This window comes from Duganella sp. AC237 (assembly GCF_979254035.1).
This window is the reverse complement of record NZ_CEEDEW010000003.1, coordinates 238,316-252,111: the sequence shown is the minus strand read 5'-3', so window position 1 is coordinate 252,111 and position 13,796 is coordinate 238,316. Positions and strand designations below refer to the sequence as shown.

The following is a 13,796-nucleotide window of genomic DNA, read 5'->3' as shown; positions in this document are numbered from 1 at the left end:
CGCGGTAACTACTTGTGTGCTGCGTGCTTCAAGCGCTCAGCTTTACAACTTAGATCTTGCCGACCAGGTCCAGCGATGGGGTCAGGGTCGCTGCGCCTTCGGTCCATTTAGCTGGGCACACTTCGCCTGGGTGGGAAGCGACGTACAGCGCGGCTTTGACTTTGCGCAGCAGTTCCGACGCGTCGCGGCCGATGCCGTTGTCGTGCACTTCCATCACTTTGATCTGGCCTTCCGGATTGATGACGAAGGTACCGCGCAGTGCCAGGCCTTCTTCTTCGATCATGACTTCGAAGTTGCGCGACAGGGTGCCGGTCGGGTCGCCGATCAGCGGGTAGTTCACTTTCTTGATCGCGTCCGAGGTGTCGTGCCATGCTTTGTGCGCGAAGTGGGTGTCGGTCGACACGCCGTACACTTCCACGCCCAGCTTGGCGAATTCAGGCTGGTGATCGGCCAGGTCTTCCAGTTCGGTTGGGCAAACGAAGGTGAAGTCGGCTGGGTAGAACATCAGAACCGACCACTTGCCCTTCAGGGATTCGTCGCTCACGTCGATGAACTTACCGTTAGCGTATGCGGTTGCCTTGAATGGTTTTACATGGGTATTGATCAGAGACATTGTGGTTTCCTCGTGGGGTTGTGAATCATTGAGACGCCAGTGTACGGGTTTTTCGCCCATATGCAAAATTGATTGTTCCAATAGTTTCAATTTGTTTTAACTATGACGCATGCATAGGGGATAGCTATTATCGCCGTTTCGCCGGGGCGCCGCGCGCGCCTTATTTTTCAGACACGATTGCTCCCCCACCACCCCGGGGGTCAGTGCCGACATTCGGACATTGACAACGAACTGAGGAACTTTTTGGACGAACAAAAGTTCCCAAATGTCCGAATGTCGGACCTGACCCCGGGGTTTATTGGGACGATTTGAGGAAGGCGTCGAATTGCTCGGCCGGCATCGGCTTGGCGAACAGGTAGCCCTGCCCGTAGTCGCAGCCGGCGGCGGCCAGCAGGTCGCGCTGCTCGGGCGTCTCCACCCCCTCGGCGATCACCTTCAAGCCCAGCTTGTGCGCCATGACGATGATCGCGCCCGACAAGGCCATGTCGCTCGAGTCGGCCGCCAGGTTGCGCGTGAACGAGCGGTCGATCTTCAGATAGTCGATGTCGAATTTCTTAAGGTACGACAGCGACGAGTAGCCGGTGCCGAAGTCGTCCAGCGCGACCTGGATGCCGCCGTCGCGCAGTTGCAGCAGCTTGTTGCTGACGGCCGTGTTGGCGTCGAGCAGCAAGCCTTCGGTGATTTCCACCACCAGCGATTGCCCCGGCAAGTCCAGCGCCCGCAGATGGTCAATCCAGCCCTCGTAGCAACCATCCTCGCGCTGGAACTCCAACGGCGACTGGTTGATGCTGACCTGGAAATCCGGATGGTGCTCACTGCGCCAGCGCCGCACCCACTGCGCCGATTCGCGGAACACCCATTCGCCGATGTCGCAAATCAAGCCGCTCGCCTCGGCCAGCGGGATGAATTCCAGCGGACTGACGAGGCCGCGCTGCGGGTGGTTCCAGCGGATCAACGCCTCGGCCTTGTGGATGCGACCGCTCTCGAGGTGCACGATGGGCTGGAAGTAGAGCGCGAACTGTTCGCCGGCGAGCGCGCCGCGCAGGTCGTTGGTCAGGCGCATGCGGTTGAGCGCGGCCACCTGCAAGGTCGGCGTGAAGAAGCTGTAGCGGTTGCGACCGGCGCCCTTGGCCGCGTACATCGCCTGGTCGGCGTTCTTGAGCAGGTCGCCGATGTCGAGCGCGTCGTCCGGGTACAGGGTGATGCCGATGCTGGCCGAGACGAACGCCTGCTCCTGCCCCAGCGCGAACGGCGCGCGCAGGCTGTCGATGATCTGCTGGGCGATGCGCTCGACGCGGTCGGTCTGGCCCAGGGTGGACAGGATGACGGTGAACTCGTCGCCGCCGAGCCGGGCCACGGTGTCGGACTTGCGCACGCAGGCGCCGATGCGGCGCGCCGCGTCCACCAGCAGGATGTCGCCCTGGTGGTGGCCGAGCGTGTCGTTGACTTCCTTGAAGTGGTCGAGGTCGATGAACAGCACGGCCAGGCTGGAGCGCTCGCGCTGGCAGACCACGATGTCGTGCGCCAGCCGGTCGTGGAACATGCGGCGGTTCGGCAACTGCGTCAGGGTGTCGAAGTTGGCCTGCTGCCAGATCAGGGTCTCGCTCTGCTTCTTGGCCGTGACGTCCTCGATCATGCACAAGTGGTGCGGCTGGCTGGCGGCCTCGGTGTCGAGCACGGTGATCGACATGTCGACCCAGGCCATGTCGCCGTTGGGAAGGTATATGCGGCTGGTGGCCTTGAAGCCGGTCGATTGCTGCGCCGTCAGCATGGCCATCTGCGCCTTGATCTGGGCGGCGTCGTCCGGATGGGCGATGTCGAGCCACTTGCCGGCGCGCAGCTCCTGCTGCGAGCGGCCGACGATGTCGAGGTAGCGCAGGTTCAGGTCGCGGTATTCGTAGCTGACCGAGTCGACCAGCGCGATGCCCAGCGGCGAGGCCTCGAACATGGTGCGGAAGCGCTGCTCGCCCTTGCGGATGGCGTCGAGCGCGCGCTTGCGTTCGCGCGCCAGCAGGCTGAAGTGGACGGCCGCCGCCAGCACCAGCGCCAGCGCGACCGCGCCCAGCACCCGGTACAGCCACGCCAGGCTGGCGCGCTTGTCGTCGCCGTCGTACAGGAAGCCGTCGAAGCTGACCGCCTTGGGCAGCATGCCCAGCCCGGCGTACACGTCGGCGATGTGGCGCCAGCGCTCCGGGTTCATGTAGCCGATCTCGACGAGCACCGGCTGCACCAGCCCCACCATCTGGCGCGCCTCGTACAGCAGGTGCTGGCGGTCGTTGCGGCGCGAGTACTTGTTGAGGATCAGGTCGACTGTCTCCTCCTGGTGGCTCATCGCCCATTGCCAGCCGCGCATGGTGGCGGCGCGGAAGGCGCGCACGCGCTCCGGATGGCTGGCGATCTCGCGCTCGCTGGTGAACAGGTTGTCGCCGTAGAAGTCGATGCCGACCGCGCGCGGGCTGTAGATATCGTATGGAAAGCCGACCCGGTCGAACAGGTCGGGCTCGTTGGTGGTGTAGACGGCCATGGCGTCGACCCGGCCCTCGATCAGGTCGTGCGGATCGAAGCTGGGCGCCAGGCGCTGGATGCTGCCGACCGGCACGCCCTCCTTGGCCAGGTAGGCCAGCAATTCGTCGGCGTTGCCGGCTTCGTCGGTGAGCGAGCCGATCATCGCCCGCTTGCCGATCACGCGGCGGATGTCGGGCTCGCCGCCGGACTGGCGCATCGCCAGGCCGTACGGCGAATGCTGGAAGATCACGCCCAGCACCACCACCGGCTTGCCGGCCAGCCGCGCCAGCAGCAGGCTGCTGCCGGCGACGCCGTATTCGGCCTTGCCGGACAACACATCGCGCTCGGCCTCGTTGCCGTCCCCGCCCTCGAGGATGCGCACGTCGAGTCCGGCGTCGCGGTAATAGCCCTGTTCAAGCGCGGCGTAGTAGCCGGCGAACTGGAATTGGTGCAGATGCTTGAGCCGCAGCGTGACTTTATCCTGCGCGACGGTCGGCGCGGCGGCCAGCAACAGCACAAGCAGGGAGAGGATGGCGCGAAGAATGGCGCGTGAGCGGGATGGCACTAGGGGTCCTGGAGCGAAAGAGCTAGGCAAATTGTATCCGCTCCGCACCCTTTTCCGGTGCTTTATGACATCTCGTTGGTACAAAAAGCAACGGACGGCCGGGCTCCCGCCCGCCGTCCGCCGTCCGCCCGCGCTGCCATCGATGGCGGCGCGCGCGTTGTGGCCCGGTTCGCCGCTTAGTTCGGCACGTTGACCGGCACCGGCGCATACGGCGCGTTCTTGCCGTTGCCCAGTTGGCCTTCCACATTGCGGCCCCAGCCCCACAGCGTGTCGTCCGATTGCAGGCCGAAGCTGTGCGCCATGCCGGAGGTGACGGCTTTCCAGTTGGCGCCGGTGCCGATCTGCAGTGGCACCGGGGAGTCGGTGCCGCCGGTACCCAGTTGGCCTTCGGTGTTGGTGCCCCAGCTCCACAAGGTGCCGTCGGTGCGCAGGCCGACCGTGTGCTGCGCGCCCGCCGCCATTTGCGACCAATTGCTGTCGGTACCGATCTGCACCGGCGCCGTGACATCGACCACGGTGCCGTTGCCCAGTTGTCCGAAGGCGTTGGAACCCCACGCGTACAAGGTGCCGGAGGTGGTGATCGCCGTCGAGTGCAGCGCGCCGGCCGACACCGAGGTGTACTTGAGCGTGCCGACCTTCGCGGGCGCCGTCACGTCGGTGCGGCTGGCGTTGCCCACCTGGCCGCTCGCATTGCCGCCCCAGCCGTACAAATCGTTGGTGTCGCGCTGGATCGCCAGCGAGTGGGAGTCGCCGGCGGCGATCGAGGACCACAGCAGCACGCCGATCTTGGTCGGCACCGCGCGGTTGCCGGTCAGGGTCGGGTCGCCGAGTTGGCCCCTGTCGTTGCGGCCCCACGCGTACAGGTTGCCGTTGACTTTCAGCGCCAGCGCGTGGGCCTTCCCGGCCGCCACCGAGGCCCAATCCTTGGCGGTGCCAACCTGGGTCGGCACCGCACGGTTGACTTGGGTACCGTCGCCCAGCTGGCTGTCGAGGTTGTAGCCCCACGCCCACAGCGTGCCATCATTGCGGATCGCCACGACGAACTGGTCGCCGACGGCAACCTGTTTCCAGGTCGGGCTGGTGCCGGCCACCAGCACCGGCGCGTTGCGGTCGGTGGTGGTGCTGTCGCCCAATTGCGACTTGATGTTCGAGCCCCAGCTGTACAGATTGCCGTCGGCCTTGCGCGCGACGGTCTGGTAACCGCCGGCGGCCACATTCATCCACGGCGCCGTGACCGTGATCGCCAAAGTGCCGACCACGCTGTCGACCGTGGCGGTGACGTTCTCGGTGCCGACCGCCTTGGCCGTGAGCGCGCCGTTGGTGGCGACCGACAGCGCCTTGCCGTTGGTCGGCGCCCATAGCAGGCCGCCGGCGGCCGTCAGCGCCTTGGTGGTGCCGTCCGAATAGCTGCCGGTAGCGACCAGGACCTTCGGCGCGGTGCCGACCGCGATCGTGGTGGCGTTCCCGGGCACGGTGATGGCGATGCTGCGCAAGGTTGGCGCGGTGCTGGCCGGCGGGGTCGAGGAAGAACCGCCGCCGCCACCGCCGCCGCAGGCGGCCAATACGGCCAGCAGGGCGACCATCGGCACGTGCAGCAGGGACGAGAATTTAAAGTTTTTCATGATGTTCCAGTTTCACAGTGAAAGTCTGCGTTGCCGGCCGCCGGAGATGACAGCCATCCTCAACCAGTGTAGTCGGAAGGACCCCGCCCGCATCGCTGGAGCAGGACCGCATTAGCCGTGCAATTTGACCGATGCAACTAATTAACAACATTTCCATGGCGCATGTGCGAAAAAAAAGCAGGGACAGCGATGTCCCTGCTTTTTTGTACCGACTGTCTGGCGCGGCGCGCGCGCGGTCTACTTGCGTCCGCGAGGGGCGGAAGCCGGCGCGCGCGCCGGTTTGCCGCCCTTGGCCGGCGCCGACGCCGCCGGCTTCTTGACCTTGATGGTGTCCAGGATGGAGGCGCGCACCTTGGTCTCGAGCGACTGGCGCGCCGTCAGCGAACCGGTCAGCGCGTTGGCGCGCTGACCCTGGCCGCGCTGTTGCGCCTGGGCCGAGGCCGACGCCACGATGCCGGACTTGGCGCCTTTGCCACCCTTGGCGGCGGCGCCCGGCAGCGGCAGCGCCGAGGCCGGGCCACGGCGGCCGTCGGTGCTCGGATTGCTGGTCGCCTCGCCGGCCGACCAGCTCGGAATCAGGTGCTTGTCGCCGTTGCCGATCAAGTCGCCACGGCCCATGGCCACCAGCGCCTCGCGCAGGATCGGCCAGTTCTCCGGGTCCTGGTAGCGCAGGAAGGCTTTGTGCGTGCGGCGGATCTTGCCGCTGCGCGCCGTCTCGACGGTTTCCGAATCGGCCGTCACCTTGCGCAGCGGATTCTTGCGCGTGTGGTACATGGTGGTGGCCATCGCCATCGGCGTCGGCATGAAGGTCTGCACCTGGTCGAGCTTGAAGTTGTTCTTCTTCAGCCACAGCGCCAGGTTCAGCATGTCCAGGTCGGTCGTGCCCGGATGGGCGGCGATGAAGTACGGAATCAGGTACTGCTTCTTGCCGGCTTCGAGCGAGAAACGGTCGAACATTTCCTTGAACTCGTCGTAGGCGCCGATGCCCGGCTTCATCATCTTCGACAAGGTGTTCTCTTCCGTGTGCTCGGGCGCGATCTTGAGCAGGCCGCCGACGTGGTGCGTGACCAGTTCCTTGACGTACTCCGGCGAACGCACGGCGATGTCGTAGCGCAGGCCCGACGAGATCAGGATCTTTTTCACGCCGGGAATGGCGCGCGCCTTGCGGTACAGCGAGATCAGCTTGCTGTGGTCGGTGCCCAGGTTGACGCAGATCGACGGGTACACGCACGACAGGCGGCGGCAGGTTTCCTCGATCTTCGGGTCCTTGCAGGCCAGGCGGTACATATTGGCGGTCGGCCCGCCCAGGTCGGAAATGGTGCCGGTGAAGCCCTTGGTCTTGTCGCGGATGTGCTCGATCTCGCGCAGGATCGACGGCTCCGAGCGGCTCTGGATGATGCGGCCCTCGTGCTCGGTGATCGAGCAGAAGGTGCAGCCGCCGAAGCAGCCGCGCATGATGTTGACCGAGAAACGGATCATTTCCCACGCCGGGATCCGGGCCTTGCCGTACGACGGATGCGGCGCGCGCGCGTAGTTCATGTCGTAGACGCCGTCCATCTCGTCCATGCGCAGCGGCAGCGGCGGCGGGTTGATCCACACGTCGCGCTCGCCGTGCGCCTGCACCATCGCGCGGGCGTTGCCGGGATTCGATTCCAGGTGGAACACGCGCGAGGCGTGCGCGTACATCACCGGATCGGCGCTGACGGTCTCGTACGATGGCAGCCGCACCACGGTTTTGTGGTGCTTTTCCTTTTCCATCGTCAGGCGCTCTTCGCGGCTCATGATGCGGATGGTCTTGACCACCTCGACCGGAGCGACCGGAATAGGTGCGGCCGGCTGAGGCTTGGGTTCGACCATGGCCTCGTTGACTTCAGTCTCGGCACCGGCTTTGGCGCCGCCGTTCTCGGTGGCGCACGACGACGTGTTCTGCTGCACCATCATGTACGGATCGACATGCGGATCGACCTTGCCGGGCGTGTCCATGCGGGTGCTGTTGTTGACGCCCCATTCCTCGCTCGGCAGCCAGCCGGCCGGCACCATGAAGGCGGTGCCGCGCAGGTCGCGGATGGTCTTGATGTCCTCGCCGGCGGCCATGCGGTGGGTCAGGTCGACCAGCGCGCGCTCGGCGTTGCCGAAGATAAGAAGATCGGCCTTGGAATCGGTCAGCACCGAACGGCGCACCTTGTCGGACCAGTAGTCGTAATGGGCGATGCGGCGCAGCGACGCCTCGATCGAGCCGATCACGACCGGCGTGCCGGGGAAGGCTTCGCGCACGCGCTGGGCGTAGACGGTGACGGCGCGGTCGGGCCGCTTGTTCGGCTCGCCGTTGGCGGTGTAGGCGTCGTCGGAGCGGATCTTGCGGTCGGCCGTGTAGCGGTTGACCATCGAATCCATGTTGCCGGCGGTGATGCCGTAGTACAGGCGCGGCTTGCCCAGCGCGCGGAAGGCCTCGGCCGAGGTCCAGTCGGGCTGGCTGATGATGCCGACGCGGAAGCCTTGCGCCTCCAGCAGGCGGCCGACCAGCGCCATGCCGAAGCTCGGATGGTCGATGTAGGCGTCGCCGGTGACCAGGATCACGTCGCATTCGTCCCAGCCGAGCGCGTCCATCTCGGCGCGGGACATCGGCAGGAAAGGCGCGGCGGCAGCGCGGGCAGACCGCTTCGGGACGGTCGCAAATAAATTGGTAGGGGAGATCATATCGGACAGCATTGTACCGGAAATGCCATCCCTCCGCTCACGGGGCGCGGAAAATTCTTTTAGTATTCAACAACTTGTGACGAAAGCGCCAGTGTTATCGGTCGATAAACGCTGGCGCTTCGACACCGCCCGGGCGGGCGATGGCAAGCTTTAAACGCCGATATTGGACAACATGCGGCCCAGTTCGCGCAGCGCCGGCTCCAGTTTCGGGTGTTCGGCGGCGAATTTGGCCGAGATTTCCTGCGAACGCTCGGCCAGGCCGTAGGTGGTGGTGCCGCCGTCGGGCTGTTCTTCCTTGCCGCGCTCGAGCAGCGCCTGGATGTCGCCGTCGAGCTGCACCAGCAATTCCTGCAATTCGGCGTCGACCGGGCCGGCAGTGGCCAGGTTGGCCTGCAGGGTTTTGAGCGATGTTTTCAGATTACTGTCCATGATGCTTATCCCTCGTTGTTCAATCGGCAAATTTGGTGGTCACGTATAACTCTTCGACCTTGGTCCTTGCCCACGGTGTCTTGCGCAAAAACTTCAGGCTGGATTTAACGCTTGGATCGCTGATGAAGCAATTGATATCGATCCGCTGGGCCAGCTGTTCCCAGCCGTAATGCTTGTGCAAACGGGTGACGATGGCTTCCAGCGTGACGCCGTTCAAATCATTACTCATGGTTCGGTTTAACTCGTAAAAACTATGCAGACTCGATTTTGACATAAATTTCGCGCTTCCCCCGTACATCCGGTCTGCGGCTAAGTTGCGCCGCATCAAGTTCCTCCCGCCGCGCCATGTCTACAGTGAATCCTTCATTTTTCGAGGAACCATCATGATGCGCGCCGTGATCTGCAAAGGCGATCCCACCAGCCATGGCGGCAAGGTGCTGGAGGGCAACGAGCTGGTGACAACCAACGGGCGTCCGATTGCCCAAAAAGGCCACATGACGTTCTGCCCTCAGTGCAAGGGCAGCTTCCCCATCGCCGAGGGGCTCGATTTCCACACGTACGTCGGCATCGGCACGGCGGTGGACGGCATGGAGACCGCCTGCGGCGCCAAGCTGATCGCCACGCAGCACCAGATGCTGATCGATGACGGCGGCAGTGGCAGTGGCGGCGGTGATGGTGGCGCGGATGGCCAAACCGACGTGGCGTCGCCGGACGGTTCGAAGTCCGCCGCGCCGGTGTCGGCGCCCGAACCGCCGCCGGCTGTCTACAGCGCGACCTTCCGCGCTGTCGACGAGCGAACCGGCCAACCTGTCGCGGACAGACCCTACCGCATGGTGACGTCCGACGGGCGCACCGTGCGCGGCGTCACCGACGGCGATGGCCATACCAAGACCATCAAGGGCCACGATCCGGCAACCGTTCAACTCTTCTGGGAAGTGGAAGACGTCGGCGACGTTGACGAAGGGGGAGACAAGCAATGACCGAAGCGGCTTCCGCAGCTACCTGCGCTCTCGATGTCAAGGGCACTGTCACCACAGTCGCGCTCGGTGCCTGCCGCAAGGTCTGCTACGAATTCGATACCAGCGCCACCAAGGCCGACCTGGCGCTGCCCTACCGCGTATCGCTCAATGGAAAGGTGCAAGAGGCTGCGGGCGCATCCGGCGGGCTGACCGCCACTAACCGCAAAATCGCCTTGCTGGCCGCCCCCGGTGACAAGATCGCCCTGTTTCTCAACAGCGACGTCCATCCCGATTTCCGCCGCCAACCCGTCTACGCCGTGCAAGTGGGCGACAACGACGTGCTGGTCAAGATCACCGAGCAGACCGGCCAAAAGCACCAGGTGCGCGCCGAGGTGGGCAGGGCAGCCTACCGCCCACCGAACCGGCCGGGCGGTCCTCCGGTGGACTTCTATTCAGCGGGTCTGACAGGCGATATCTGGAAGCTGATCTCGCACAAATATAGCGAGGCGGAAGCGAACGCCTTCCTGCCGCCGGAAACGATACCGGCTGTGCGGCAGGCCGTGCGCGCCATTTACGCGGGGCTGCGGGAGAACAGCGTTCTGGTCAAAATTCCCGCGAGTGACTCCGCGCCGGGGCTGCGACTGCGGGTCCGCTTTGCCGATGCGGAAAACGCCAGGGCCAATGTCACCGCTTGTTCACTGCTCGATGACGTGCTGCCGCGCACCCATCCCTGCGCATTTGCTTCGCTGTTCACGGAAGCCTGCAACGCCGGCGTCACCGACATGCTGGTGACGTCGTGCTGGCGGCCGATGCTCGGCTCGATTGCGCACAGGGCGGGGCTGGGAATTGACGTCATCCACATTGCCAACGCCAGCCAAAAAGTCCGGATCAACCGGGTGGGATTGACCAGTGACGGCAAGAACGAAAACGTCAGCGACACCGAGAAAAAACTATACGTCGAGTACCTCGCGGCGAAACAGAAAACGCGAGGAAGCACTGCTGCCAATGGCGAACTATCTCGGGACAAAGAGACGAATGCAAAAGACGAAGGTCAAGCGAAAAAAGAATGGCGTAAAGAGATCAAGAAAAACGAACCGAAGCTGATGAGTGAACTGCGCAATGGACTTTACAAACACCCGTCAATAAAACAGGTGTTCGACCCTTGGTACATGGAGACGAGTACAGAAGATCAGCGTCCACCCGAGACAAACGAACAGGGCAGCGCGAACGAGAAACTGCATGCGAACCACCTTCACCTAACCGTAAAAGAACCGAAAATACTATGAATCTACAGCGATTAGCCTCCACATTACCAATGCTAACATTTGCGGCCACGGCGTTCGCGGCTAGTCCAGCCGTGAACGAAAGAGACCCATCGCGTGAGTGGATAGATATTCCATGGAACTTACGCTACGTCCTCTTCATCAATTCCGAGAAATACATGAGGGAAGGCATCGCGGCTTCAAGGCGCTTCAACGCTCTCGACGGAAAGCAGGGGAAGGACCACGTATATCATGATATTGAAGAGCTATTTATCAACATGAAACAAGTCGTTCCGGCAAAAAAAGGAAAGATCGCAGTCGCCTTGATTACGTTTGATCGGACCGGCCGTGTAACGAACGAGGATTCAGCCTTCTCCGGGTTCACCGGCAAACTGTCGGCGATAGAAAGCTTTGTGCTCATTCGGCCTGACGAGGCTCAGACAAAACCATACGGTTTCGGCGAATGGGACCAAGGCATCCCCGGCGACGTTAGTTTTTCGCCGGCCTTGTGCATAACGATCGATTCGCACCGATACGAAAAGTACTGGCGCCAAAACGACTATCGCGGCAACGTCGGGTGCCGTGAATGGACCGCGCAACTGTACCGCCCGGAGGAGCCCTATATCGATGTCACCACGTACTCCAAGCGCGGCAATTTCATCGGTGAACTGGTGGGATGGGCGCGCTTTGAAGACCGCCCTAGACCAGTCATCGGCATGCAAGGCAAGCAGTGGCTGTGTTTGCACGAATGTCCGGCGGGGGAAAGCCCGGGGGTCATTTCTAACATCCGTGCATGGACGCGCAAGCACAACTTCCCCATACCAGTACGCCCGAAGCGCCAGCCCGTTTATCCCGATGCCAATTATAAGGACGACCTCAACGAGTTCAGGGACTACGACTGAACCCGTCGAGACCTCTGAAAATTACTTCTCGGTCAAACCACGGCGTTCCAGCAGCGGTTCGATTTTTGCGTCCCGGCCGCGGAATGCGCGGAACATGTCCATCGCGTCCATCGTGCCGCCTTTCGACAGCAGCATCTTGCGGAAGTAATCGCCGTTTTTGCGCAGCATGCCGCCGTTTTCGTTGAACCATTCGACGGTGTCGGCGTCCAGCTTCTCCGACCACAGGTAGCCGTAGTAACCGGCCGAATAGCCGCCCGAGAACACGTGCGAGAAGTACGTGGTGCGGTAGCGCGGCGGCACCGGCGCGTAATCGACGCCGGCCGCCTTCAACGAGGCCGCTTCAAAGCCCAGCACGTCGGTCGGGATCTGCGTCGCGCCCAGCTGGTGCCATTTCTGGTCCAGGATCGACGCGGCCAGGTACTCGGTGGTGCGGAAGCCTTCGTTGAATTTCTTCGAGGCGATCACCTTATCCAGCAGTTCCTGCGGCATGGCGGCGCCCGTCTGGTAGTGCTTGGCGTAGTTGGCCAGCACTTCCGGCTGGGTCGACCACATTTCGTTGACCTGCGACGGGAACTCGACGAAGTCGCGCGGCACGCGGGTGCCGGCAAAGCGCGGGTACTTGACGTTCGAGAACATGCCATGCAGCGCGTGGCCGAACTCGTGGAACAAGGTGCGCAGTTCGTCGTAGGTCAGCAGGGTCGGCTCGCCGTCGTTCGGCTTAGGGATGTTGAGGTGGTTGGCGACCACCGGCTGCGTGCCCATCAGCGACGATTGCGACACGTAGGCGTTCATCCAGGCGCCGCCGCGCTTGTTGCTGCGGGCGTAGAAGTCGGCGATGAAGATGGCCAGTTGCTTGCCGTTGGCGTCGATGACGTCGAACACGCGCACGTCCGGGTTGTACACCGGCAGGTCCTTGCGTTCCTTGAACGACAGGCCGTAGACCTTGTTGGCGGCGAAGAACACGCCGTTGGTCAGCACGCTGTTCAGCTCGAAGTATGGCTTGAGCTGGTTCTGGTCGAAGTTAAAGCGCTCGGCGCGCACCTTGTCGCTGTAGAACGACCAGTCGTGGGCGGCCAGCTGGAAGCCGCCTTTTTCCTTGTCGATCACCTGCTGGATCTCGGCGCCTTCCTTCTTCGCGTTGGCGACGGCCGGACGGGCGAATTCGGACAGCATCTTGTTGACCGCTTCCGGATCGTGGGCGGTCTGGTCTTCCAGCGCGTAGGCGGCGAAGCTTGGATAGCCCAGCAGCGCGGCCTTGTCGGCGCGCAATTTGGCCAGTTGCAGCACTACTTGCGTGTTGTCGAACTTGCCGCCGTGGCTGCCGCGCGTGAGCGACGCGGCCATCAGGCGCTCGCGCGTGGCGCGGTTGGTCAGCACGGCCAGGTTGGCCTGGCCGGAAGTGTTGACGACCGGGATGGCGAACTTGCCTTCCAGGCCGCGTTTGGTGGCGACGATGCCGGCGGCGTCGATCGCCTTGTCGCTCATGCCGGCCAGTTCCTCGCGGGTGTCGACGATCAGCGCCGAGGCGTTGGCTTCTTCCAGCACGTTCTGCGCAAAGGTCGTTTGCAGCTTGGCCAGCTCCGCGTTCATCGCCTTCAGCTTGTCCTTGTCGGCGGCCGACAGCTTGGCGCCGGCGCGCACGAAGTCGGTGTTGTAGCGTTCCAACAGGTATTTCGACTCGGCGTCCAGGTTCAGCTTGTCGCGCTTGGCGTACAGCGACTGGATGCGCGCGTACAGCTTGCCGTTGAGGCGGATGGCGTCGCTGTGGGCCGCCAGTTTCGGCGACAGCTCGCGCTCGAGCGCCTTGAAGGTGTCGTTGGTGTTGGCGCCGGACAGGTTGCCGAACACGCTGGACACGCGCGACAGCAGCTGGCCCGATTTCTCCATCGCGACGATGGTGTTGTCGAAAGTGGCCGGCTTCTTGTTGTTGGCGATGGCTTCGATCTCGGCCGCCTGCTGGCGCATGCCTTCGGTGAAGGCCGGCGCGTAGTCGTCGTCCTTGATCTTGTCGAACTGCGGGTAGCCGTATTGCAACGGGCTGACTTTGGCGAACGGGTTGTTCGCGGCCAGCAGCGAAGCAGGTTGGGCGGCGTGGGCCACGCCGCAGATCGCGGTGATGGCGGCGGCGATGATCAGGTTGGTGCGATTCATATTTCCCCTCGGTTTAACATTTCTTTAACCCCGCACAGCGGTCCGCTGCGGGGTCGTACCCCGTACGGGGTACGACCCCTCGTATGGGGTG

10 protein-coding genes are annotated in these 13,796 nt (G+C 63.4%); 3 read left to right on the top strand and 7 right to left on the bottom strand.

Going from position 1 to position 13,796, the window contains the following annotated elements:
• Nucleotides 1-49: 49 nt before the first annotated feature.
• The 6 genes from ahpC to AC0IYS_RS01460 all read right to left on the bottom strand — a co-directional run bounded on the left by ahpC (nt 50) and on the right by AC0IYS_RS01460 (nt 8,756).
• A complete protein-coding gene (ahpC, locus tag AC0IYS_RS01485) occupies nt 50-613 on the bottom strand; it encodes an alkyl hydroperoxide reductase subunit C (protein WP_471703517.1) in 564 nt (187 codons plus the stop codon).
• A 295-nt stretch (nt 614-908) separates the two neighbouring features.
• Nucleotides 909-3,683, bottom strand: a complete 2,775-nt coding sequence (locus tag AC0IYS_RS01480) for an EAL domain-containing protein (RefSeq protein ID WP_471703516.1) — start codon at nt 3,681-3,683, stop codon at nt 909-911.
• A gap of 176 nt (nt 3,684-3,859) precedes the next feature.
• A complete protein-coding gene (locus AC0IYS_RS01475) occupies nt 3,860-5,305 on the bottom strand; it encodes an RCC1 domain-containing protein (protein WP_471703515.1) in 1,446 nt (481 codons plus the stop codon).
• 237 nt (nt 5,306-5,542) lie between these two features.
• Nucleotides 5,543-7,927, bottom strand: coding sequence for a YgiQ family radical SAM protein (locus tag AC0IYS_RS01470; protein ID WP_471708776.1), 2,385 nt, complete (start codon nt 7,925-7,927; stop codon nt 5,543-5,545).
• A 225-nt stretch (nt 7,928-8,152) separates the two neighbouring features.
• Complete coding sequence (locus AC0IYS_RS01465; protein WP_471703514.1) at nt 8,153-8,431, bottom strand: DUF4404 family protein; 279 nt, start codon at nt 8,429-8,431, stop codon at nt 8,153-8,155.
• A gap of 19 nt (nt 8,432-8,450) precedes the next feature.
• Nucleotides 8,451-8,756 (bottom strand): VF530 family protein, encoded by a 306-nt coding sequence (locus AC0IYS_RS01460; protein WP_471703513.1) that lies wholly within the window; start codon nt 8,754-8,756, stop codon nt 8,451-8,453.
• A 58-nt stretch (nt 8,757-8,814) separates the two neighbouring features.
• On the opposite strand from AC0IYS_RS01460, the gene AC0IYS_RS01455 reads away from it, so the two are divergent.
• The 3 genes from AC0IYS_RS01455 to AC0IYS_RS01445 all read left to right on the top strand — a co-directional run bounded on the left by AC0IYS_RS01455 (nt 8,815) and on the right by AC0IYS_RS01445 (nt 11,554).
• Complete coding sequence (locus AC0IYS_RS01455) at nt 8,815-9,411, top strand: PAAR domain-containing protein (protein ID WP_471703512.1); 597 nt, start codon at nt 8,815-8,817, stop codon at nt 9,409-9,411.
• The gene (locus tag AC0IYS_RS01450; protein ID WP_471703511.1) at nt 9,408-10,676 is read left to right on the top strand and encodes a hypothetical protein; all 1,269 of its coding nucleotides are present in this window, start codon (nt 9,408-9,410) and stop codon (nt 10,674-10,676) included. The genes AC0IYS_RS01455 and AC0IYS_RS01450 overlap by 4 nt, the downstream gene beginning before the upstream one ends.
• 155 nt (nt 10,677-10,831) lie before the next feature.
• Nucleotides 10,832-11,554 carry a hypothetical protein gene (locus AC0IYS_RS01445; protein ID WP_471703510.1) on the top strand — a complete coding sequence of 241 codons (723 nt, stop codon included), beginning with the start codon at nt 10,832-10,834 and terminating at the stop codon, nt 11,552-11,554.
• 21 nt (nt 11,555-11,575) lie between these two features.
• Here the strand turns inward: AC0IYS_RS01445 and AC0IYS_RS01440 are convergent, their stop codons facing one another.
• Nucleotides 11,576-13,705 carry a M3 family metallopeptidase gene (locus AC0IYS_RS01440; RefSeq protein WP_471703509.1) on the bottom strand — a complete coding sequence of 710 codons (2,130 nt, stop codon included), beginning with the start codon at nt 13,703-13,705 and terminating at the stop codon, nt 11,576-11,578.
• Nucleotides 13,706-13,796: the final 91 nt, after the last annotated feature.

Excerpts from the sequence above, each read along its gene's own strand:
- ahpC (WP_471703517.1), bottom strand. The coding sequence starts at position 613 with ATGTCTCTGATCAATACCCATGTAAAACCATTCAAGGCAACCGCATAC.
- AC0IYS_RS01475 (WP_471703515.1), bottom strand. The coding sequence starts at position 5,305 with ATGAAAAACTTTAAATTCTCGTCCCTGCTGCACGTGCCGATGGTCGCC.
- AC0IYS_RS01470 (WP_471708776.1), bottom strand. The coding sequence starts at position 7,927 with ATGTCCCGCGCCGAGATGGACGCGCTCGGCTGGGACGAATGCGACGTG.
- AC0IYS_RS01465 (WP_471703514.1), bottom strand. The coding sequence starts at position 8,431 with ATGGACAGTAATCTGAAAACATCGCTCAAAACCCTGCAGGCCAACCTG.
- AC0IYS_RS01460 (WP_471703513.1), bottom strand. The coding sequence starts at position 8,756 with ATGCGGCGCAACTTAGCCGCAGACCGGATGTACGGGGGAAGCGCGAAA.
- AC0IYS_RS01455 (WP_471703512.1), top strand. The coding sequence starts at position 8,815 with ATGATGCGCGCCGTGATCTGCAAAGGCGATCCCACCAGCCATGGCGGC.
- AC0IYS_RS01450 (WP_471703511.1), top strand. The coding sequence starts at position 9,408 with ATGACCGAAGCGGCTTCCGCAGCTACCTGCGCTCTCGATGTCAAGGGC.
- AC0IYS_RS01445 (WP_471703510.1), top strand. The coding sequence starts at position 10,832 with ATGAGGGAAGGCATCGCGGCTTCAAGGCGCTTCAACGCTCTCGACGGA.
- AC0IYS_RS01440 (WP_471703509.1), bottom strand. The coding sequence starts at position 13,705 with ATGAATCGCACCAACCTGATCATCGCCGCCGCCATCACCGCGATCTGC.